At 67.7% G+C, this 20,851-nt stretch carries 19 protein-coding genes; 9 read left to right on the top strand and 10 right to left on the bottom strand.

All coding sequences use genetic code 11. The features are described from left to right. Positions 1–122 precede the first annotated feature (122 nt). Together FB459_RS17400 and FB459_RS13310 are read left to right on the top strand one after the other, a co-directional pair. Positions 123–269: a hypothetical protein gene (locus FB459_RS17400; protein ID WP_168990227.1), complete on the top strand. Its 147-nt coding sequence runs from the start codon at positions 123–125 to the stop codon at positions 267–269. Positions 270–393: 124 nt separating this feature from the next. Then, positions 394–759 carry a GntR family transcriptional regulator gene (locus FB459_RS13310; protein WP_170221919.1) on the top strand — a complete coding sequence of 122 codons (366 nt, stop codon included), beginning with the start codon at positions 394–396 and terminating at the stop codon, positions 757–759. A gap of 87 nt (positions 760–846) precedes the next feature. Here FB459_RS13310 and FB459_RS13305 read toward each other — a convergent pair whose 3' ends face one another. The 7 genes from FB459_RS13305 to aceB all read right to left on the bottom strand — a co-directional run bounded on the left by FB459_RS13305 (position 847) and on the right by aceB (position 9,768). Next, complete coding sequence (locus FB459_RS13305) at positions 847–2,091, bottom strand: acyl-CoA dehydrogenase family protein (protein WP_141928841.1); 1,245 nt, start codon at positions 2,089–2,091, stop codon at positions 847–849. 10 nt (positions 2,092–2,101) lie between these two features. Then, positions 2,102–3,430, bottom strand: a complete 1,329-nt coding sequence (locus FB459_RS13300) for an acyl-CoA dehydrogenase family protein (protein ID WP_141928840.1) — start codon at positions 3,428–3,430, stop codon at positions 2,102–2,104. A gap of 141 nt (positions 3,431–3,571) precedes the next feature. Further along, positions 3,572–4,108, bottom strand: coding sequence for a type II toxin-antitoxin system PemK/MazF family toxin (locus FB459_RS13295; RefSeq protein WP_141928839.1), 537 nt, complete (start codon positions 4,106–4,108; stop codon positions 3,572–3,574). A 4-nt stretch (positions 4,109–4,112) separates the two neighbouring features. Then, a complete protein-coding gene (locus tag FB459_RS13290; RefSeq protein WP_141928838.1) occupies positions 4,113–5,423 on the bottom strand; it encodes a (Fe-S)-binding protein in 1,311 nt (436 codons plus the stop codon). A gap of 65 nt (positions 5,424–5,488) precedes the next feature. Continuing rightward, complete coding sequence (locus FB459_RS13285) at positions 5,489–6,694, bottom strand: FAD-binding oxidoreductase (protein WP_141928837.1); 1,206 nt, start codon at positions 6,692–6,694, stop codon at positions 5,489–5,491. Continuing rightward, complete coding sequence (locus FB459_RS13280; RefSeq protein ID WP_141928836.1) at positions 6,694–8,166, bottom strand: FAD-linked oxidase C-terminal domain-containing protein; 1,473 nt, start codon at positions 8,164–8,166, stop codon at positions 6,694–6,696. The genes FB459_RS13285 and FB459_RS13280 overlap by 1 nt, the downstream gene beginning before the upstream one ends. 3 nt (positions 8,167–8,169) lie before the next feature. Beyond that, positions 8,170–9,768 (bottom strand): malate synthase A, encoded by a 1,599-nt coding sequence (gene aceB / locus FB459_RS13275; RefSeq protein WP_141928835.1) that lies wholly within the window; start codon positions 9,766–9,768, stop codon positions 8,170–8,172. A gap of 222 nt (positions 9,769–9,990) precedes the next feature. On the opposite strand from aceB, the gene FB459_RS13270 reads away from it, so the two are divergent. From FB459_RS13270 to FB459_RS13255, 4 genes are all read left to right on the top strand, one after another. After that, positions 9,991–11,220: an MFS transporter gene (locus FB459_RS13270; protein ID WP_246092447.1), complete on the top strand. Its 1,230-nt coding sequence runs from the start codon at positions 9,991–9,993 to the stop codon at positions 11,218–11,220. A gap of 102 nt (positions 11,221–11,322) precedes the next feature. Continuing rightward, entirely contained in the window at positions 11,323–13,167 is a 1,845-nt protein-coding gene (lepA, locus tag FB459_RS13265; protein WP_141929541.1) for a translation elongation factor 4, read from the top strand. Between the two features lie 4 nt (positions 13,168–13,171). Continuing rightward, a complete protein-coding gene (trmB, locus tag FB459_RS13260) occupies positions 13,172–13,978 on the top strand; it encodes a tRNA (guanosine(46)-N7)-methyltransferase TrmB (protein ID WP_246092446.1) in 807 nt (268 codons plus the stop codon). A gap of 53 nt (positions 13,979–14,031) precedes the next feature. Then, on the top strand, positions 14,032–14,496 hold the full coding sequence (locus FB459_RS13255) for a hotdog fold domain-containing protein (protein ID WP_141928834.1): 465 nt from the start codon (positions 14,032–14,034) through the stop codon (positions 14,494–14,496). On the opposite strand, the gene FB459_RS13250 is transcribed toward FB459_RS13255, so the two are convergent. Then, the gene (locus tag FB459_RS13250; RefSeq protein ID WP_141928833.1) at positions 14,480–15,382 is read right to left on the bottom strand and encodes a LysR family transcriptional regulator; all 903 of its coding nucleotides are present in this window, start codon (positions 15,380–15,382) and stop codon (positions 14,480–14,482) included. The genes FB459_RS13255 and FB459_RS13250 overlap by 17 nt on opposite strands. A gap of 70 nt (positions 15,383–15,452) precedes the next feature. Between FB459_RS13250 and FB459_RS13245 the strand changes: the two genes are divergently transcribed. The 3 genes from FB459_RS13245 (at position 15,453) to FB459_RS13235 (ending at position 18,473) form a co-directional block, all read left to right on the top strand. Further along, complete coding sequence (locus FB459_RS13245; RefSeq protein WP_141928832.1) at positions 15,453–16,490, top strand: YeiH family protein; 1,038 nt, start codon at positions 15,453–15,455, stop codon at positions 16,488–16,490. A gap of 132 nt (positions 16,491–16,622) precedes the next feature. After that, positions 16,623–17,846 carry a radical SAM family heme chaperone HemW gene (gene hemW / locus FB459_RS13240; protein ID WP_141928831.1) on the top strand — a complete coding sequence of 408 codons (1,224 nt, stop codon included), beginning with the start codon at positions 16,623–16,625 and terminating at the stop codon, positions 17,844–17,846. Between the two features lie 30 nt (positions 17,847–17,876). Then, positions 17,877–18,473 (top strand): MOSC domain-containing protein, encoded by a 597-nt coding sequence (locus FB459_RS13235; RefSeq protein WP_141928830.1) that lies wholly within the window; start codon positions 17,877–17,879, stop codon positions 18,471–18,473. A gap of 45 nt (positions 18,474–18,518) precedes the next feature. Here FB459_RS13235 and nadC read toward each other — a convergent pair whose 3' ends face one another. Both nadC and FB459_RS13225 read right to left on the bottom strand, forming a co-directional pair. After that, positions 18,519–19,403, bottom strand: coding sequence for a carboxylating nicotinate-nucleotide diphosphorylase (nadC, locus tag FB459_RS13230; protein ID WP_141928829.1), 885 nt, complete (start codon positions 19,401–19,403; stop codon positions 18,519–18,521). Beyond that, positions 19,400–20,842: an L-aspartate oxidase gene (locus FB459_RS13225; protein ID WP_141928828.1), complete on the bottom strand. Its 1,443-nt coding sequence runs from the start codon at positions 20,840–20,842 to the stop codon at positions 19,400–19,402. Before FB459_RS13225 ends, nadC begins: the two co-directional genes overlap by 4 nt. Between the last annotated feature and the right edge of the window lie 9 nt (positions 20,843–20,851).

Raw genomic sequence — 20,851 nt, 5'->3', positions numbered from 1 at the left:
GGGTGCAGGATTTGAACGGACGTCCTGACAGGCGTAACGTTTCGGTATCGAATAGTTCTACTTAGAACTTTGAGACCTGAACCACATCAAGCATTCATGCAACGGCAAAGGAGCCACCAGCCATGACCTCGCTCGCGAAGTCGATCAAGAGCCACCGTGAGAACGCCCGCGCCCGCCGCGCGTTCAACAAGGCGGTCGAGAACGCCGGCACCCCGGCCTCGCGCGACGACCTGATCATGGCCTGGCAGCGTTCCGCCGAGCGCGTCTGACGCAGAACGTACTGATACCTCCGCCCATTCGGGGCGGGGGTATTCTTTTCTGTTCGCAACCTAATTGTGTTGATGAATGTTCATTCCGCAGCGAAATGCTGCAGTCGCGGGGGAGAATGCAAAGGTGTTCACGATTGATCGGGAAAGCGCGCAGCCGACGTACGAGCAGATTTGTGATCAGGTCGCCGAGGGCGTCCGGGCAGGCGACTTCGTCGTAGGCAGCAAGCTGCCCACCGTCCGCGGTCTTGCCGCCGACCTGCGGATCGCGCCGGGCACGGTCGCGAAGGCCTACACCGAACTCGAACGATCCGGTCTGATCGTCACGCGCGGACGGGCCGGCACTTTCATCTGCGCCGGTCAGGACACCGCTGCCGAGGAACTCGAGCGAGCGGCTCGCGAGCTCGTCGTGCGGGTGCGCCGGTGGAACCCCGCCCGCGCCGACGTCCTCGCCGTCGTCGAGCAAGCGCTCAAGCAGGACGGAATCAACTGACCGGTACTTCGGAACCCGAAGTACCGGACCGGCCGGAAATGGCCCGCCAGCGAAAGCCGGTGACGGGCCATTCGCGTTGTGCGGGTCCTACTTCAGTTGCGCCGAACTCAAGCCGAGCAGGCGGCGCGCCACCACCAGCAACTGAATCTGCTGGGTGCCCTCGAAGATGTCGAGGATCTTGGAGTCGCGGGCCCACTTCTCCAGCAACTCGGTCTCTGCATAACCCGTAGCGCCACAGAGCTCGACGCAGCCGAGAGCGACGTCGACGCAGGTGCGACCGGCCTTCGCCTTCGCCATGGACGCCTCCATCGAGTTCGGCTTGCCGTTGTCGGCCATCCACGCTGCGCGCAACGCGAGCAGGTAGGCAGCCTGGTACTCGGCCTCGAACTGGATCAGCTTGGCCGCAGCGAGTGACTGACCGGCGAGTGGACGATCCGGGTCCGGCGTCACACCTGCCTTCGCCAGCAGTTCGGTGGCGGTGTCGAGGCAGGCACGGGTGAGACCGACCGCCATCGCCGCGACCAGCGGACGCGTGTTGTCGAAGGTCTGCATGGCACCGCCGAAGCCGCCTTCGATCTTGATCTCCGGGTCGCCGAGGAGATCGTCGGCCGACACTCGACAGTCCTGCAGGCTGAACGCAGCGGTGTCCGACGCGCGAATGCCGAGCTTGTGCTCCACGCGCACCAGCTTCATGCCCGGGTTCGACCGCTCGACGACGAACGACTTGATCGCCTGCTTGCCGAGTGCGCGGTCGAGGGTCGCCCAGACGACGACGAGTTCGGCGCGCTCGCCGGCGGTGACGAAGATCTTCTCCCCGTTCAGCACGTACTCGTCACCGTCCTTGACGGCCGTCGTCCGGATCGCGCCGGAGTCGGACCCGGTGTCGGGCTCGGTGATCGCCATTGCGGCCCAACGGTTTGCGTACCGAGCCTTCTGTTCGTCGTTCGCGACGGCAGCGATCGCGGCATTGCCGAGTCCTTGGCGCGGTATCGACAGGGTGAGGCCGACGTCGCCGCGGCAGGTCTCCATGATCGACAGGACGGACGAGAGGTTGGTGCCGTTGCGGTTCGCCTTACCGGCGTTTCGTCCAGAGCCCACACCCTTCGGCTGTTCGTCGGTCTTGGCCTTGGCCGAGCCGGACGCGCCCGCCCCCTGTCCGGCGCCGGAGTCGCTCATGCCGTCGATGAGGGCCGACAGCAGGTCGAGTTCGCGCGGGTACTCGTGCTCGGCGATGTCGTACTTTCGGCTGATCGGGCGGAACACCTCGTCGGCGAGCGCGCCGGCCTGCTTCAGCAGCGGGGTGAACTTGCGGGGGACCTCGAGGTCAATCATCGGTTGCTCCTCAGACCAGCAGCATGCCCTCGAGCACGCCGGTCGCGCGCAGGTCACGGAACCAGCGCTCGTTGTCGAATTCTTTGACGAAGCCGTGTCCGCCGAGCAGTTGGACGCCGTCACTGCCGATCTGGGCGGCGTGTCGGGCGGCCAGCGCGCGTGCCTGGGCGATCAGCGCGGATGCGTCCTTGTCCTCGTCGAGCAACGCGGCGGCGCGCCAGACCACGAGGCGTAGAGCGTCCACCTCGATCGCGATGTTCGCGACCGTGAACGCGACGGCCTGGCGGTAGGCGATCGGTTCACCGAACGCCTTGCGCTCGACGGTGTAGGTCTTCAGGTGGTCCAGAACGGCCTGCCCGGTGCCGACGGCTGCCGCCGCCCAGGCAAGGCGGGCGCGACGGACGGCGTCCAGGTGGTCCTGGGTGGTGCCGAGCAGGTGGCCGGCAGGCACGCGGACTGCGCGCAGCTCGAGCGTGGTCGTGCGTGCGGCGCGCAGACCCATGGCCGGGTCGGGGGAGACCGACAGCCCGTCGGTGCCGGGCTCGACAATGACCAGGCGAGGCTCGTCGTCGACCAATGCCGACACGATGAACAGGTCGGCGTTCTCGGCCCCTGGCACGAGTGACTTCACGCCGTCGAGCACGAGGTGGTCACCATCGCGCTGCGCCGTCGTGGACGGCGCGAGCGGATCGAACAGCGGTTGCGGCTCCTGGATCGCCAGTGCCCCCGTGGCTGGTTCCTGTTCCTGGGTGAATGGCGGCAGGAACGTAGCCTGCTGATCCGAATCGCCATAGTTCGCAAGTGCATTGGCGACTGCTCCGCTGGCCATGATGGCGACGGCAAGCCCCATGTCACCGCGCGCCAGCTCCTCGATGACCAGCACGCCGGTGATCGCGGAACGCTCCTCGGCCACTCCGCCGAGCTCCGCCGGAACACTCAGCAGGGTCATGCCCATGGCGGCGGCCCGTTCGAGCACCTGCGCCGGAGCTCGACGCTCGGTGTCGGCCCCGGCAGCCGCCGGGCGTAGCACCTCGGTTGCGAGTTCGCGCGCTGCCTCCTGGATCATCTGCTGATCCTCGGTCGGGCTCAGGTCGAACTCCCGGCGCGGCTTGGTTGATGCGGCCCGCGTGGGCGAACCCGACCCGGACTTCTTCGCGAAGGCTTTGCCGGCGACCGTCTGTGCCTTGAACCCCGACTTCGCACTGCGGTACAGGACCTTTTCGACTCGTCCCCGCAGTACCGGGTTCTTCAGTGCTTCGAGTCCACCCGCCATGGTGATCAGGCGCATCCCGAACGCCTGACCCCGATCGGCGATGGACGTCTTGCCGTGCAGCGACATCTCAGCCTTCCCGTGCAGCTTCTCGTGCAGGTCTTCGGACGCTCGTTCAAAGCATCCGCGCCGAGCCTAACTGAAACTGATACTCGAAGTACCGGAAACCACCCGTACCGGGAAACACGCCGATTTCCCAGGATGGTCTTGTCAGCGTCCGGTGAAGGCTCGGGCGACCGCGTCGAAGAGGTGCTGGTCGAGTACGGCTCCTTCGCGCCGGACGGCGCTGGGGTCGACCCGCAGCACCCGGTTCAGGCGTACCTCGCTGGGCCGACCGCGGCGGTCCCACGGACCGGATCCGATGTCGACCCACTCGCGGCCGGCCCGACGCTCCTGGTCGGCGTCGCGATCGTGATCCTTGCTGGTGAGAGGCAGCGCGAGCAGCCACTCACCCGCCCGCCCGACCAGCAGCACCGGACGGTCCTTGCCGCGGGAGTGGTCCTCCTCGTACGGCACCCAGGTCCACACGATCTCGCCAGGGTCGGGTCTGCCGTCCGGCTTCGGGGCGTACTCGAAGTCGGGGGTCCCGCCGAAGTCGCCCGGGTAAGGGTGTTGTTCGGGAGCAGGTTCGGCAACCGGCGTCCGGCTCGCGCCGTCCGAGCGTGATCGACCGGACGGCGCGGCCGCACGGGTGGCGTCGAGGATCTGCCGGGTCACCCGTAGGGCGCTGTTGACCCAGAACCGCATGCGACTACTTCAGCAGTTCGTCCGCCGACAGTCCGCGTTGCGAGTGGTCGAGCACGGTGACGATGTGGGCCGTGCCGATGCGTCCGCCCGCTCTCTCGACACCCTGGGCGATCTGCATGATGCACCCCGGGTTGGCCGTCACCAGCAACTGCGCACCCGTCGCGATCACGTTGGCGGCCTTCGTGTCGCCGAGTTGCTTGGCCGGCTCGGGGTTCAGCACGTTGTAGATGCCTGCCGACCCGCAACAGATCGACGCGTCCTTGATCTCCTTCACGGTCAGCTCCGGCACCGCGCGCAGCAGCTCACGCGGCTGGTTGCGGATGCCCTGCGCATGACCGAGGTGGCACGCGTCGTGGTAAGCCACGGTGAGGGGCAGCGGGTGATAGGTGGCGACCGGGCCGAGTTTGGCCAGCAGTTCGCTCACGTCGCGCACCTTCTCGCGGAAGCTCCGCACGCGCTCGTCGGCTTGGTGGGTTGAGTCGTCGGCGAGCAGGAATTCGTACTCCTTCATCGCGCTGCCACAGCCCGCGGAGTTGACCACGATGTAGTCGACCTCGTAGCGCTCGAAGGTGTCGATGAGCGCTCGAGCGAAGTGTTGCGCCTCGGGCTCACGGCCGGAGTGGCTCGACAGCGCACCGCAACAACCCTGGCCCTGTGGCACCACCACGTCGCAGCCCTCGGCGGCCAGCACCCGCGCGGTAGCGGCGTTGACCCCGGAGAAGAACGCGTCCTGCACGCAGCCGGTGAGCATCGCGACGGTCGCCCGCTTGGTGCCCTTCGCCGGGATGCGTTCGGGCAGCCTTTCCGGCTTGGTCAGCTCGGGGGTGAGGCTCTGCAGCATCGCAAGCGACGGCGAAATGCGTTCCAGCAGGCCGGACTTGTTGATCGCGCGGTCGAGGCCGACCTTCTGCGTCAGGCGCAGTGGTCCACGCAACGCCTTGAGCCGCTTGGGGTAGGGGAACAGGCTGAAGACCGCAGCACGAAGTGCCCGTTCCGACCTGGACCTGGTCGTGTTGCGCTCGACCTGGGCCCGGGTCTGCTCAAGCAGGCGGTCGTACTGCACCCCACTCGGGCACGCCGTCACGCAGGCCATGCAGCCGAGGCAGGCGTCGATGTGGCCGACAACCGTGTCGTCGAGCGGTGCGCCCTCGGTGACGTTCTTCATCAGGTGGATCCGTCCCCGCGGGGAGTCCATTTCCTCGCCCCACAGCACATACGTCGGGCAGGTCGTCAAGCAGAAGCCACAGTGCACACAGTCGGACAGCAGGCTCGGGTCGGGTGGGTTGTGCTCGTCGAATCCAGTGATCCGCGACATCGGTTCGACACTGACGTCAACGCCTGGCGTGATAGCCGGTTCAGAGGCGGTGCGGGGGTCGGGCATCAGATTCCTCCCACGAATCGGCCTGGGGCCAAATGGTTTTCCGGATCGAACTGCTGTTTCACACGGCGCATGATGTCGATGGCCGGGATCGGACCCCACACATCGACCTGCCCGCGCATCTCCTTCGGGGCATCGAGCACGATCACGCTGCCGCCGAGGGCGACCTCACGAAAACGTGCTGCGGCGGCCTCGACATCATTCGGTTCGGCTGCGCCGGACGGAGATGCGTACAGCACTCCCGCACCGGCTGATCCCTGGATCGTCCAGCCGAGTTCGGCCGCTGCCGCAACGACATTCGGCACAGCGGACAGTTGCGCGGTGATCTTCAGTCCGATGCCTTCGCCCACGGGCCACGGGTAGGTGCCGGTCCACCCGGGTGCTGGCGCTGTCTCGCCGGCGACGGTCGCGCGGATCCGCCCGGAGCGGGCGGAAACGCCCCCCTCAGTGCCTTCGATCAGCACGGCGAGAACTACCGAATCCGCAGTCTCGCAACGGATCTCGACCGCGCTCGGTGCGTCTTGACTATGCAAAAGGTCGTTGAGTACGTGCGGCAATTCCGCGATCGGGTGTTGACCGACGACCCACTCGGACGCCTGCGGCACCGGGTGCAGCCGGAAGGTCGCCTCGGTGACGATCGCGAGCGTGCCGTACGAGCCGACCATCAACTTGCCGAGGTCGTAGCCAGCGACATTCTTGACCACTTTGCCGCCTGCGTGGGCGACGGTGCCGTCGGCCAGCACGACCGTCACCCCGATGAGCAGGTCGCGCACGGAGCCCGCGAGCACACGCAGCGGCCCGCTCGTATTGGTTGCGATGAGCCCACCGACAGTGGTGCCCGGCACCATTTCGTCGAGCGCGAGCCGCTGGCCCGCCCGAGCGACGGTGCTCTGGACGACGTTCAGCGGGCAACCGGCCTCCGCGCTGACGATGAGATCGCCGGGCTGGTGTTCGAGCACCCGGTTCATCGCCGACAGGTCGAGGACCAGGTCGTAGTGGCCGGCGGGAGAACCCCACGTCAGTTTCGTGCCGGCACCCCGCACCGCGACGACCGCGCCGTGCTCACGAGCGGCTCGGACTGTTTCGGCTACCTCTTCGGTCGACGTCGGCCGAGCGACACAACTCGGCGCGCGTCCGTCGAACAGCGTCGCCGATGTGCCCTGCTCGACATCGATTCCACGGTGCTGCAATGTTTCTCGCAAGCTCATCAGAAGATTTCCGCCTTGCCCTCGTAGGGGTTCGGATCGTTCGCCGACCGCTTGCGCGGCACTTCGCCGCACAGCCGCGGCGTCGGGTAGATCTTGCCGGGGTTCGACAGTCCGTGCGGATCGAAGGCACAGCGCACCCGCTGCATGGTGTCGAGATCGACTTCGGTGAACATCTTCGGCATGTGCTTCGCCTTGTCGAAGCCGACACCGTGCTCGCCGGTGATCGATCCGCCGTGTTCCAGGCACAGGTCGAGGATCGCTCCGGACACCTCCTCAGCGCGTTCGCTCTCGCCGGGCACGCTGCCGTCGAAGAGCACCAGAGGGTGGAGGTTCCCGTCGCCCGCATGGAACACGTTCGCGACGCGCACTCCCTTGTCGGCAGCGAGTTCACCCATCTGGCCCAGCACCTGCGACAGCTTCGTGCGCGGGATGACGCCGTCCTGGACGATGTAATCGGGCGAGATACGACCGACCGCGGCGAATGCCGACTTGCGGCCCCGCCAGATCGCCATCCGCTCCTCGGCATCGGCGGCCAACCTGATCTCGAACGCACCGGCCTCCCGGCACATCCGTTGCGCGGCAGCCGATTCGGCCTCCACCTCGGCCGTCGGACCGTCAAGTTCGACCACCAGCACCGCGCCCGCGCCGTCCGGGTAGTTGCACGCCACCGCCGCCTCCGCGGCCTCGATCGCGAGCGCGTCCATCATCTCGATCGCGGCCGGCACGATACCCGCGGCGATGATCGCCGAGGTGGCCGCGCCCGCCGCGTCCGTCGACTCGAAACCAGCCAGGAAGGTCTGAACAGACTCGGCCGAGCGCAACAGTTTCACCGTCACTTCGGTGGCGACACCGAGGGTGCCTTCCGAGCCGACGAACGCACCGAGCAGGTCGTAGCCGGGCGCGTCGGGTGCTCGCTGACCGAGCGTCACCTGCGAACCGTCGGGCATGACCACCTCAGCCGACAGCACGTGGTTGCTGGTGAAGCCGTACTTCAGGCAATGCGCGCCGCCGGAGTTCTCGGCGACATTGCCGCCGATCGTACAGATCTGCTGGCTCGAGGGGTCCGGCGCGAAGTAATAACCCTCCGGCGAACTCGCCTGAGTGACAGAAAGATTGATGACGCCTGGGTCGACCACCGCACGCTGATCGGCGCGGGAGATCTCCTTGATCTCCCGGAACCCACTCATCACGATCAGGACGCCATCGGCGAGGGGGAGCGCGCCACCGGACAACCCAGTGCCCGAACCGCGCGCGACGAAGGGCACCCCGGCTTCCGCGCATGCTCGGACGGCGAGGCGCACCTGCTCAGCGTCCGAGGCGAGCACGACCACGGCCGGGGTCACCCGGTGAACCAGCAGCCCGTCACAGTCGTAGGTCGCCAGACGCGCCGGGTCGGTGATGACCGCCTCACGCGGCAGGGCCGACCGCAACCGTTCGATCACGGCTGCGATCGACCCGCTCGAAGTGGCCATAGGCTACGGCATCCGCTCGTAAGCCGGCAGGGTGAGGAAGTTGGCGTAGTCGTCGGCGACGGCCACTTCCAGGAAGGTTGCCCTCGCGTCGTTCCAGTCGCTCGCCTCTCCCGGCAGTTCGGCGATGATCTCGTCGGTCAGCTGCAGCACAAGGTCTTTGGTGATGAGCTTGCCCGTGTCGGCCGTGGTGACCTCGTTCTTGATCTGCTGCCAGATCTGCGAACGGGAGATCTCCGCGGTGGCGGCGTCCTCCATCAGGTTGTGGATGGCGACCGCTCCGCGGCCGGTCAGCCACGAATTGAGGTACTGCAGCGCAACGTCGATATTGGCCCGCAGACCCGCCTCGGTCACCTCGCCGGGCGTCGACTTCACGTCGAGCAGCTGCTGCGCGGTGACCGAAACGTCTTCACGCAGGTTGTCTAGCTGGTTGGTCTTGCCCTCGCCGAACTTTGCGGAGAAGACCTCGTCGCACGCCTGCACCATTCCCGGGTGAGCCACCCACGAACCGTCGAATCCGTCGTTGGCCTCGCGGCCCTTGTCGGCGGCCAGCTTCTCGAAGGCGTTCTTGTTGACCGCCTCGTCCTTGCTCGGGATGAACGCGGCCATACCGCCGATTGCGGAGGCGCCACGCTTGTGGCAGGTGCGCACCAGCAGCTCGGTGTAAGCGCGCATGAACGGCACGGTCATCGTGACGGTGTTTCGGTCGGGCAGAATGAAGTCGGCGCCGCGGGTGCGGTAGGTCTTGATGGCCGAGAACAGGTAGTCCCAGCGTCCGGCGTTGAGGCCGGAGGAGTGGTCGCGCAGTTCGTAGAGAATCTCCTCCATCTCGAACGCGGCTGGGAAGGTCTCGATGAGGCAGGTGGCGCGGATGGTGCCCTGGGGGATGCCAAGGAAGTCTTGGCCGATGACGAACGCGTCGTTCCAGAGGCGAGCCTCCAGGTGGCTTTCCATCTTCGGGCAGTAGAAGTACGGGCCCTTGCCGCGGTCGATCTGCTTCTGACCGCAGGCGGTCAAGTAGAGCGCGAAGTCGACGAGGGAACCGGAGGTCTCTTCGCCGTCGACCAGGATGTGCTTCTCCGGCAGGTGCCAGCCGCGCGGGCGCACGATGATCGTCGGCTGCTTGTCGGCCTCGACGAGCTTGTACTCCTTACCCTGCGGGCTGGTGAAATCGATGGTGCCGTCGAGTGCGTCCATCAGGTTCATCGGGCCCTCGACGACGTTGCCCCACATCGGGGTGTTGGCGTCCTCCTGGTCGGCCAGCCAGGCCTTGGCACCGGAGTTGAGCGCGTTGATCGTCATCTTGCGGTCGGTGGGCCCGGTCATCTCGACGCGGCGGTCCTCCAGCCCCGGAGCGAGCGGCGCGACTTTCCAGCTGTCGTCCTGCCTGATGTCCTTGGTCTCCGGCAGGAAGTCGAGGTCCTCGCCGGCGGCAACCCTCTTGGCCTTGTCCTCGCGTGCATCGAGCAGTTCGAGGCGTCGGGCGTTCAGTTCACGGTGCAGCTTGGCGACCAGTTCGAGCGCCTTGGGCGAAAGGATCTCGTCGTAACGGTCCTTCACCGGACCGGTGACTTCGACGCCATCCGGCAGGTTCAAGGTGGACATGCGACTCCTCTGTCTGTCTGACGTGCAACACGGTATTCCGCATCGCGGAATGAGGCTCCTTCTGTATGGAATACCCTAGCAATAACATCGACGCTGCGGGTGGGTGAGTGCTCGCCGAGCGTCGCCGCCGGACGCCACCAGTCGCCACCGCAACGGGTGATGTTGCTCACGAACCAGCGCGAGGATTCGCCGACAACTTCCGATTGCCGGAAGACTCGATCGGTGATCCGAGCCAGCGCCCCGCAGACCATCGACGTCGACGGCGATCAGGCGGTGGCTCGCGCGCATCATGTCGGCCTCGCGCTCTTCGCATTGGCGCTCGGCGGTTTCGCGATCGGCACCGCCGAATTCGTCACGATGGGTCTGCTGCCGCAGATCGCGGACGGTGTCGACATCTCGATCCCGAAGGCCGGCCACGTCGTGTCCGCGTACGCGCTGGGCGTCGTCGTCGGAGCCCCGTTGATCGCAACGCTGGCTGCCCGCGCACCCCGCAAGGCTCAGTTGATCTGGCTGATGATCGCGTTCGCCCTGGCCAACATCGGTTCGGCGCTCGCCGCTTCGTACGGCACCCTGCTGATCACCCGCTTCCTGTCCGGGCTGCCGCACGGCGCCTACTTCGGCATCGGGTCCGTCGTGGCCGCGTCCATGGTCGCTCCGCACCGACGCACCTGGGCCGTCTCGATGATGCTCGCCGGGCTCACGGTCGCGAATGTCATCGGCGTCCCGCTGTCCACCGTCCTCGGTCAACGGTTCGGCTGGGAATACCCGTACGTGTTCGTCGGAGTGATCTCGCTGGCCTGTGTCGCCGCGGTGCTCGCCTGGGTGCCGCGTCAGGCGGCTGACGAGAACGCCTCTGCCGCAAAGGAACTCAAGGCGCTCACCCGTCCTCAGGTGTGGTTGGCGCTCGGTATCGGCACCGTCGGTTTCGGCGGGATGTTCGCCACGTTCTCCTACATCGCCCCGACGATGACCAACCTGGCCGGCTTCGCCGAGAGCACCGTCCCGTTGATCCTCGTCGTCTACGGCGTCGGCATGACGATCGGCGCGATCGTCGCCGGACGCGTCTCGCAGTTCGGTCTGATGCGCGGCATCCTGGGGTCCCTGGTGCTCATAGCGACCCTGTTGGCCGTGTTCGGTTTCATGGCGCACCACCCGGTCACCGCCGTGATCGCGGTCTTCCTGCTCGGCTTCCTGCCCACGATCCTCGTGCCTATGCTGCAGACCCGGCTGATGGACGTCGCGCAGGAGGGTCAGTCGCTCGCTGCGGCCCTCAACCACTCCACCCTGAACATGGCGAACGCGCTCGGCGCATGGCTGGGCAGCATTGTCCTGGACCGCGGTCTGGGCTACGAATGGCCGAGCCGGATCGGCGCGCTGCTCGCCCTCGGTGGCATCCTCATCACGATCGTGTCCGCCACCCTCGGACGTCGGGACGCGGCCGCTCACGCCTAGAACGTCGTCTCGGAGGGTTGTCGGGACACCTCGGCAGGCGTGGGAGACTGGGACGAATACCTGTCCGGCCGAGAACAACGCAAGGAACCATCTGTGGCACCCATGGCACGCACCGCGCTGCAACCAGCCGCGACGCCGCCTTCGCAGATCCGAAACTTCTGCATCATCGCGCACATCGACCACGGCAAGTCCACCCTCGCCGATCGCATGCTGGGGATCACCGGCGTCGTCGACGACCGCGCGATGCGGGCGCAGTACCTCGACCGCATGGACATCGAGCGTGAGCGCGGAATCACGATCAAGAGCCAGGCCGTGCGCATGCCGTGGGAGATGGATGGGGAGACCTTCTGCCTCAACATGATCGACACGCCCGGGCACGTCGACTTCACCTATGAGGTGTCCCGGTCGCTCGCCGCGTGTGAGGGAGCGGTGCTGCTCGTCGACGCGGCGCAGGGCATCGAGGCGCAGACGCTCGCCAACCTGTACCTGGCGATGGAGAACGACCTCACGATCATCCCGGTGCTGAACAAGATCGACCTGCCGGCGGCGCAGCCGGAGAAGTACGCCGAGGAACTCGCCGGCTTGATCGGCTGCGAGCCGCAGGACTGCCTCAGGGTGTCGGGCAAGACCGGCGTCGGCGTCGAACCGCTGCTCGACCAGATCGTCCAGCAGTTCCCGGCTCCGGTGGGCGATGCGAATGCTCCCGCCCGCGCGATGATCTTCGACTCCGTCTACGACACCTACCGCGGCGTCGTCACCTACGTTCGCGTGGTCGACGGCAATCTGAACCCGCGCGAGAAGATCCAGATGATGTCGACGAAGGCGACCCACGAACTGCTGGAGATCGGCGTCATCTCGCCGGAACCGGTGCCTGCGAAGGGGCTCGGCGTCGGCGAGGTCGGCTACCTCATCACCGGAGTGAAAGACGTCCGCCAGTCGCGGGTCGGTGACACGATCACCTCCGCGCGAGACGGCGCCACCGATGCCCTGGGTGGTTACCGCGACCCGAAGCCGATGGTCTTCTCCGGTCTGTACCCGATCGACGGTTCCGACTACCCGGTGCTGCGTGATGCCCTCGACAAGCTCAAGCTCAACGACGCCGCGCTGGTCTACGAACCCGAGACCTCGGCCGCGTTGGGCTTCGGCTTCCGCATCGGATTCCTCGGCATGCTGCATCTGGAGATCGTGCGCGAACGCCTCGAGCGCGAGTTCGACCTCGACCTCATCTCGACACTGCCGTCCGTGGTGTACGACGTGAAGTTGGACGACGGCCGCACGGTCGTGGTGACCAACCCGTCCGAGTTCCCCGAGGGCAAGGTCGACTCGATCACCGAGCCCGTCGTCCGCGCGACGATCCTGGCGCCGAGCGAGTTCATCGGCGCGATCATGGAGCTGTGCCAGAGTCGACGCGGCACGCTGCGCGGCATGGACTACCTGTCCGAGGACCGCGTCGAGATGCGGTACACGTTGCCGCTCGCCGAGATCGTCTTCGACTTCTTCGACTCGCTGAAGTCGCGCACCCGTGGGTACGCCTCGCTCGACTACGAACCCGATGGCGAGCAGCAGGCCGACCTGGTCAAGGTCGACATCCTGCTCCAGGGCGACAAGGTCGACGCGTTCAGCACCGTCGTGCACCGCGACAAGGCGTACGCGTACGGCGTGATGATGGCCGGCAAGCTCAAGGAGCTCATTCCGAGGCAGCAGTTCGAGGTGCCGATCCAGGCCGCGATCGGCGCCCGCGTCATCGCCCGCGAGAACATCCGCGCGATCCGCAAGGACGTCCTGGCCAAGTGCTACGGCGGTGACATCAGCCGTAAGCGCAAGCTGCTGGAGAAGCAGAAGGAAGGCAAGAAGCGGATGAAGATGGTCGGCTCCGTCGAGGTGCCGCAGGAAGCCTTCATCGCTGCGCTCTCCCAGGACGCCTCGGCTGAGAAGGCGAAGAAATAGCGCCGTGGCACAACGCGATTCGGGCTTCGACCCGGTTGTTCCGACGAGCCCCGACGGTCGTCCGTTGGCCCGCACCCGATCGTTCACGCGCCGCGGCGGACGCATGCCCGATCGGCACGAGCGGGCGATGGAGCAGCACGGGCCGATCTACCTGCTCGATCTGCCGCTCAACGGCACCGACACCACGCTCGACCCCGACTACCGCTTCGATAAGGAAGGGGTCTTCGGGCGGTCGGCGCCGTTGATCGCCGAGATCGGGTCGGGCGCCGGCGACGCCGTCGTGCACGCTGCGGCATTGCACCCGGACGTTGACTTCCTCGCCTTCGAGGTATGGCGCCCGGGCGTCGCGCACACCATCACCAAAGCGGTCTCGGCGGGCGTCACCAACCTGCGCATCGCGATCGCCGATGCGGCCTGGTCGATGCCGCTCATGTTCGAACCAGGGACGTTGCACGAGATCTGGACCTTCTTCCCCGACCCGTGGCCGAAGACCAAGCACCACAAGCGCCGTCTGGTGCAGCCGGCGTTCGCGACGCAGGTCGCTACGTTGCTCGAGTCGGGCGGTGTGTGGCGGCTCGCGACCGACTGGGCCGACTACGCGTGGCAGATCCGCGACGTCGTCGAAGGGTGTGAGGAGTTCACGAACCCGTACGCCGGGCGACTCGCCGACCCGGGCGACCCCGACGTCGACCCGGAGGGCGATCGCGGCGGATTCGCTCCGCGGTTCGAGGACCGTCCGATGACCCGCTTTGAGAAGAAGGGTCTGCGGGTCGAGCGCATCGTGCGCGATGTTGCGGTGACCCGGCGCTGACCGCGTGCCCGGGAGGGTGGCGCATCGAAGTTACCTGCGAGTAACATCTGCGTATGGCCTCGACCTTCCAGATGTATCGACAGCTCGAAAGCAAGCCGCTCGGCAAGAGCGCGTTCTCGCTCGCCTTCATGCTGAAGGCGCCGTACTTCGCAACGGTGCGCCCGAAAGTGGAGGTCATGGAGCCGCACCACGGCGTCGTCACGATCCGCAAGCGGCGCGGCGTGCAGAACCACATCGGTACCGTGCACGCGATCGCCGTCGCGAACGGTCTCGAAGCGGCGATGGGTCTGCTCTGCGAAGCGACCACCCCGAAGGGAATGCGCTGGATTCCCAGGGGAATTCAGCTCGACTACATCGCCAAGGTGCCCACCGACGTCCGGTGCGAGGCGCGCACAGACATCGCGGATTGGGACAAGCAGCCGCCGTTCCAGGTCGACGTGCGGTGCACCGCTTATGTCGATGACGGCAGTGAGGTCGTCTCGGGCGTCATCCCGGTGTGGGTCACTGCGAAGAGCTGATTTCGCCTTCGTCGCGGGCGATCGACACCAGGTCTGCGGCGAGCCCCGAGAGACGTCGTGATCCGGTCCAGACTGCGCGCAGCGGACGCCGCAGCTGCAGCCCGAGCGGCACGGTCACCAAGGTGCCGGCCGACAGGGCGTCGGCGACCGCGAGCCGACTGAGCACCGCGGGTGCTGCGCCCGAAGCGACGCTGACCCGTACCGCGGCGTTGCTCGGGAGCTCCAGGTGCGGTCGCACCTGCTGATCGAGCGCCTCGTCGAGGGCCATGCGGGTGCCGGAGCCGGGTTCGCGGGTGATGAGTGCGGTGCGAGCCAGTTCGTCGGCGCGGACCGCGCGCGACCGGCCAGCCCAGACGTGATGCGGGGCGACCACGAGCACCATCTCGTCGTGCGCGACAACAGTGCTGTGCAGGTCGCCCGGCACCGTGGGCTCTTCGACGAATCCCAGGGCGGTGCGACCGGATCGCACATCATCGACGACATCGTGGGAGTTGTGCACGTGCACGGCCACGGCGCTGTTCGGTTGCTGGCTGCGCAGCGTCGAAAGCCATCGGGGTAGTAGGTGTTCGGCAATAGTCTGACTGGCCGCGACCGGCAGCGGACGCGTGGAGTCGCCACGCAGGGTCGCGGCCGAATCGGTGACCGCGTCCATAGCGGCCAGCGCCTGGCGGGCCTGGTCGACGAGCACGGCGCCGGCATCGGTCAGGGTCGATCCTCGGGTAGAGCGCACCACCAGGTCCAGGCCGAGTTGGCGTTCGAGCCGGGCGAGCGAGCGGGTGGCATTGGGTTGAGCCATGCCGACAGTTCGTGCGGCGGCGCCGACGCTGCCGGTTGCGGCCACCGCGACGAGCAGTTCAAGTGCGAGTGGGTCGGGGCGCGCGGTCATATGCGAAGGATATGCGGTACTGCTCAATCGTCGTCTACCGAGAAGTGTCCGCAGGGCGGATGGTTGAAGCATGTTGCACGCTGCGCCCACTCGCACCTCTCGCCGCGGCCTTGTCGCCGGGTTGGCGGTTGTGCTGCTCATCGGCTGTGTGGCAACGGTTTTCGGCCAGTTTGCGCCCGTGCTCGGCGGTCCGGTGTGTGGCATCGTCCTTGGCCTTGCCGCGGGTGTCGCTGTGCCGCGGCTGCGGTCGCACCACCTGGATGGCGGATATGAGGTCTGCTCCAAGCAGGTGCTGCAGGCGTCCGTGGTGGTGCTCGGCACTGGGTTGTCGCTGCGCCAGGTGGCGCAGGTCGGGTCGTCCTCGTTGCCGGTGATGCTCGCCAGCCTGTCGGTCGCGCTCGGGGGCGCCGCCCTCATCGGGCGCTGGTTGCGTGTCGGGCGCGATGTGCGAACGCTCATCGGAGTCGGCACCGGCATCTGTGGTGCGTCGGCGATCGCGGCCAGCACCGCCGTGATGCGCCCCAAGAAGGCCGATGCGGCGTACGCCCTCGGCACGATCTTCGTCTTCAACGTGATCGGAGTGCTCACCTTTCCGGTGATCGGCCACTTGCTCGGGATGACCGGCGAAAGCTTCGGCCTGTGGGCCGGCACGGCGATCAACGACACGTCGTCGGTCGTCGCAGCCGCCTATGGTTTCGGCGACGGTGCGGGCGACCAAGCGATCGTCGTGAAGCTCACCCGGTCGTTGATGATCATCCCGATCACGATCGTGCTGGCTTACCTGACAGCGCGTCGCGCCGCGTCGTCGTCGCCCGGCGGTCCGTCGACGGTGCGCATTCCATTGCGTCAGGTGGTGCCGTGGTTCCTCGTCGGGTTCGTGGTAGCGGCGGCGGTCAACTCGATCGGAGTCATCCCGACCGTCTGGCACCCTGGCCTGTCGAGGATCGGCACCTTCGGAATCACCCTGGCGCTCACCGCGATCGGGCTGTCCATGCGCCCGGCGCAGCTGCGCCGCACCGGCCTGCGGCCGTTGTTGTTGGGGGCGATCCTGTCGGTGCTGGTCGCCTCGACCAGCCTGGCCATGCAGGCCCTGACCGGCACCCTCTGACCCCCGCCCGCAAACGCTGCGCTACTCGCCAGCCACTGGTGGTGCACCAGCAGTGACTGGACGCAGGTGCAGCGCCTGTGGCGGTTGGTGCAGCGATTCGGCGTGCGGGTCGACGTCGGCGAGAATGGACCAATGCCCAGCGCGCTGCCCGATGGTGAACCTGTCCCGACCGACGGACACCTGCCGGCGACGGCGCTGGAGGCGTTGCAGCACAAGCCTTTCGGGGTCTACCTGCACGTGCCCTTCTGTCGGGTGCGGTGCGGCTACTGCGACTTCAACACCTACACCCTGACCGAGCTCGGCCCTGGCGCGAGCGTGGGTTCGTACGCGGACACCGCGATTCGGGAGATCGACCTCGCCGTACGGGTGCTGGGTGACCAGGCGCCGCCGATCTCGACGGTGTTCGTCGGCGGCGGCACGCCCACGATGCTCGCGGCGCACGACCTGGTGCGGATGATCGGCGCCCTGCGCGACCGGTTCGGCTTTGCCGATGATGCCGAGATCACGACCGAAGCCAACCCCGACTCGGTGACTCCCGAATCGCTGGAGGTGCTGGCGGACGGCGGTTTCACCCGGGTGTCGTTCGGGATGCAGTCGGCGGTGCCACACGTGCTGCACACGCTCGAGCGCACCCACGACCCCGCCAATGTCGGGCGCAGCGTCGAGGCGGCGAAGGCGGCCGGGCTGGCGACCAGTGTCGACCTCATCTACGGCACACCGGGGGAGTCGCTCGCCGACTGGCGCACCTCGCTGGACGCGGCAATTGCCTTGGAACCCGGGCATATCAGTGCCTACGCGCTCGTAGTCGAACAGGGCACGAAGCTCGCGGCTCAGGTGCGCCGCGGCCAGGTGACGATGCCCGATGACGACGACGAAGCCGACAAGTACGAGCTTGCCGACTCCATGCTCGCCGTGGCCGGTTACTCCTGGTACGAGGTGTCGAACTGGGCCACCGACCCCTCGCTGCGCTGCCGCCACAACGAGCTGTACTGGTCGGACGCGAACTGGTGGGGGATCGGGCCCGGCGCGCACAGTCACGTTGGTGGGGTGCGCTGGTGGAATCGCAAGCACCCTGCGGCGTACGCCTCGGTGCTGGCCGAGGGCAACTCACCAGGCGCCGGACGCGAATTGCTCACGGACACACAGCGATACGAGGAGCGCGTGCTCCTCGGCATCCGTCGCGACGCCGGCCTCGCCCTCGACGACCTCGAACCCGCCGGGCGCACCGCCGTCGCCGGGCTGATCGGCGACGGTCTCGTCGACGGACCGACGGCCCTGCGCGATCGGCGACTCGTGCTCACCCTGCGTGGACGGCTGCTCGCCGACACCGCCGTCCGTCGGCTGCTCGACTTCTGACCCATAACCGGTTGATGCGAGGATCGACCCATGAACCAGCCCCGTGTGGCCGCCGTCAGCCGGGACGAGCTGCACCGCTTCTCCAAGGCGCCGGTGGAGGCGATCGAGTTGGTCGCCGACCTGGGGGTGCGAGGTGACGCGCACGCGGGAACCCTTGTGCAACATCGGTCCCGGGTGCGTCGCGACCCGAACCAACCCAACCTGCGGCAGGTGCATCTCGTGCCCAGCGAGGTGTTCGAGACCGCCGAGCGCATGGGTTACACCCTGGCCGCGGGTGACCTCGGCGAAAACGTGCTGACCAGCGGTGTCGACCTGCATGCGCTCCCGGTCGACACCCGCCTGCACCTCGGCGACGAGGCCGTCGTGCGGCTCACCGGCCTGCGCAACCCGTGCGCGCAGATCAACGACTTCAAGCCGGGTCTGCTCAAAGTGGTGCTCTCCAGGACCGACGGGACCCCGACCGACGAACCCGCCCCGTCGACGGCCTCACCCGAGGTGCGGACGGTGCAGGTCATTCGCCGAGCCGGGGTGATGTCGGTCGTCGAGCGCAGTGGGATGGTGCGAGCGGGTGACCCGATCACGGTCGAGCTGCCGGACGGCGCCCCGGTCGCGTTGGGTCCCGTCTGAGCGCGCGGCGACTCGGCAACGACCGGCGCCACCCAAACGGTCTGCTTACAGGTCGAGGCCGATGTCGAGCGTGCGGACGCTGTGGGTCAGGGCACCGATCGAGATGATCTGCGCACCTGCCTCGGCCAACCCGCGCACGGTCGTCTCGTCGACGCCGCCGGAGACCTCGATGACCAGCGATGCAGGGTGGTCGTCGATCAGGCCGACGGCCTCGCGGATGAGGGCGGGCTTCATGTTGTCGAGCAGCACACCGTGCACCACCGGCGGGAGGCGGCGCCCGAGCCGGTCGGCATCGAAGGCGAGCAGTTCGCGCAACTGGTCGAGAGTGTCGACCTCCACCTCGACCCGCACCAGGTGACCCGAGCGTTCGGCGAGCCTGGCGAGCACCTTGTCGAGACCGCCGCCGAGCCCGATGTGGTTGTCCTTCAACAGAATTGCGTCGTGCAGCCCGAAGCGGTGGTTGACCCCGCCACCGTCGGCCACCGCGCGCTTCTCCAGGGCGCGTAGCCCGGGGGTGGTCTTGCGGGTGTCGGCGATGCGGGCACCCGTGCCGTCGACGAGACGCACGAACCCTGCGGTGCGGGTGGCGATGCCGCTGAGGTGACCGAGCAGATTCAGTGCGGTGCGTTCGGCCGTGAGGATCGATGCGGCACTCCCGGTGACCGTCGCGATGCGCGTGCCCGGCGCGACCGTCGCACCGTCGGACACGAACCAGTCGACCTCCAGCGAGGCGTCGACCAGGTCGAAGGCGTGCTGCGCCGCGCGCACCCCGGAGACGACACCGCCCTGACGGGCGACCAGGTGCGCGCTGCCCTGGATGTCGGACGGCACGGTGGTCGTGGTGGTGAGATCGCCGGCCTGGCCGAGGTCTTCGGCAAGAGCCGTGCGCACGATGCGGTCGATCTCCATCCCGATCTGAGCATCGATCATGCCGGAACCTCCTGTGCCGCAGCGGTTTCGAGCTGCTCGTCGATGCGTCGGTGGGCGCCCACGGTGTGCGGGTGCAAGAGAGCCGAGCGGGCGACGAGCCAGGCGACGTAGCCCGCATCGTCGTGCCGCAACTCGGCGAGTCGGTCGACCGCGCCCTCGAGCGACTCGCCGTCGCGCAACACCCCACAGCTGGCGCCGAGGATCGTTCGCACCTCGCCGAGGTCGACCGCAGCGCCCGCGGACGGCGGCACCACGGTGGCTGGGTCGACCGGCAGCACCCGCGGGGTCCAACGGGTGTCGGCTCCCCGGATCGAGTCGGCCGCCGCGCGGCCGGTCACCACCGCTTCGAGCAAAGAGTTGGAGGCCAAGCGATTGGCTCCGTGCAGGCCGGTGCGCGACACCTCGCCGACGGCCCAGAGACCGGGCACTGAGGTGCGCGCCTGGGCGTCGACTGTGACGCCACCCATGGCGTAGTGCAGGGCCGGCCGCACCGGCAGCAGGTCGCTGGCGAGGTCGAATCCGTGCGCCCCGCAGAGCTCGGCAACCGCAGCGAAACGCGTTACAACAGAAGAGATCTCGCGGCAATCGAGGCGAACCTGACGCCCCGCCCGCAGCTGTTCCCACACCGCGGCAGCAACCACGTCGCGCGGTTGGAGTTCGTGCACGAATCGCTCGCCGTCGGCGGTCAGGATCGCGCCGGCGCCACGCAGCGCTTCGGTCAGCAGGGGGTTGGGAAAGGCCGGCACGTCGAGAGCGGTGGGGTGGAACTGCACGAGGTGCAGATCGTCGGTGCGGGCACCCACCCGCGCAGCCATCGCGACACCCTGCCCCAGCGCGGTCGCCGGGTTCGTGGTGCACGGCCACAGCGCACCCATCCCACCGGTCGCCAGCACGACGGCGTCGGTCTCGAGCACGAGCACCGCGCCCGAGGCGTCGAGCACCTCGACACCGCAGATCGCGCCGTCCGAATCGGTCAGCAGGCGGCGGGCGGTGTGCCGTTCCAACGCCTGCACCGACGGCAGACCCCGGACGGCGGCGGCCATCGTCCGGGTGATTGCGGCACCGGAGGAGTCGCCGGCGTGCGCGACGCGGCTGCGGCTGTGGCCGCCCTCGAGCGCGAGGTCGAGCCGTCCGTCGGCTGTGTGGTCGAACGGCACGCCGAGCTCGGCGAGCAAACCGACGACATCGGTCGCCGCCTCCGTGATGCGGCGAATGGTGCGGGTGTCGCCGACGAACGCCCCGGCCCGCACCGTGTCGGCCGCATGCAACTCGGGGGTGTCGTCGTCGGCGAGAGCTGCCGCGATGCCGCCCTGGGCCCACATGCTCGCCGCGTTGTCGGTGAGCGTGCCCGGCGTGACGAGCACGCAATCGGCGGGCGAGAGGGCCCAAGCGGCGGTGAGACCCGCGAGGCCCGAGCCGATGATGACCGGCTTGTTCATGGTGTGCTC

The organism is Yimella lutea, assembly GCF_006715095.1.
Classification (GTDB): Bacteria; Actinomycetota; Actinomycetes; order Actinomycetales; family Dermatophilaceae; genus Yimella; species Yimella lutea.
The sequence above is the reverse complement of the archived record's forward strand: the minus strand, read 5'-3'. Positions and strand labels throughout refer to the sequence as shown.

Coding starts and splice junctions, on each gene's coding strand:
- FB459_RS17400 (WP_168990227.1), top strand. CDS start 123: ATGACCTCGCTCGCGAAGTCGATCAAGAGCCACCGTGAGAACGCCCGC.
- FB459_RS13305 (WP_141928841.1), bottom strand. CDS start 2,091: ATGATTGACCTCGAGGTCCCCCGCAAGTTCACCCCGCTGCTGAAGCAG.
- FB459_RS13300 (WP_141928840.1), bottom strand. CDS start 3,430: ATGTCGCTGCACGGCAAGACGTCCATCGCCGATCGGGGTCAGGCGTTC.
- FB459_RS13295 (WP_141928839.1), bottom strand. CDS start 4,108: ATGCGGTTCTGGGTCAACAGCGCCCTACGGGTGACCCGGCAGATCCTC.
- FB459_RS13290 (WP_141928838.1), bottom strand. CDS start 5,423: ATGTCGCGGATCACTGGATTCGACGAGCACAACCCACCCGACCCGAGC.
- FB459_RS13285 (WP_141928837.1), bottom strand. CDS start 6,694: ATGAGCTTGCGAGAAACATTGCAGCACCGTGGAATCGATGTCGAGCAG.
- FB459_RS13280 (WP_141928836.1), bottom strand. CDS start 8,166: ATGGCCACTTCGAGCGGGTCGATCGCAGCCGTGATCGAACGGTTGCGG.
- aceB (WP_141928835.1), bottom strand. CDS start 9,768: ATGTCCACCTTGAACCTGCCGGATGGCGTCGAAGTCACCGGTCCGGTG.
- lepA (WP_141929541.1), top strand. CDS start 11,323: ATGGCACGCACCGCGCTGCAACCAGCCGCGACGCCGCCTTCGCAGATC.
- FB459_RS13255 (WP_141928834.1), top strand. CDS start 14,032: ATGGCCTCGACCTTCCAGATGTATCGACAGCTCGAAAGCAAGCCGCTC.
- FB459_RS13250 (WP_141928833.1), bottom strand. CDS start 15,382: ATGACCGCGCGCCCCGACCCACTCGCACTTGAACTGCTCGTCGCGGTG.
- FB459_RS13245 (WP_141928832.1), top strand. CDS start 15,453: ATGTTGCACGCTGCGCCCACTCGCACCTCTCGCCGCGGCCTTGTCGCC.
- hemW (WP_141928831.1), top strand. CDS start 16,623: ATGCCCAGCGCGCTGCCCGATGGTGAACCTGTCCCGACCGACGGACAC.
- FB459_RS13235 (WP_141928830.1), top strand. CDS start 17,877: ATGAACCAGCCCCGTGTGGCCGCCGTCAGCCGGGACGAGCTGCACCGC.
- nadC (WP_141928829.1), bottom strand. CDS start 19,403: ATGATCGATGCTCAGATCGGGATGGAGATCGACCGCATCGTGCGCACG.
- FB459_RS13225 (WP_141928828.1), bottom strand. CDS start 20,842: ATGAACAAGCCGGTCATCATCGGCTCGGGCCTCGCGGGTCTCACCGCC.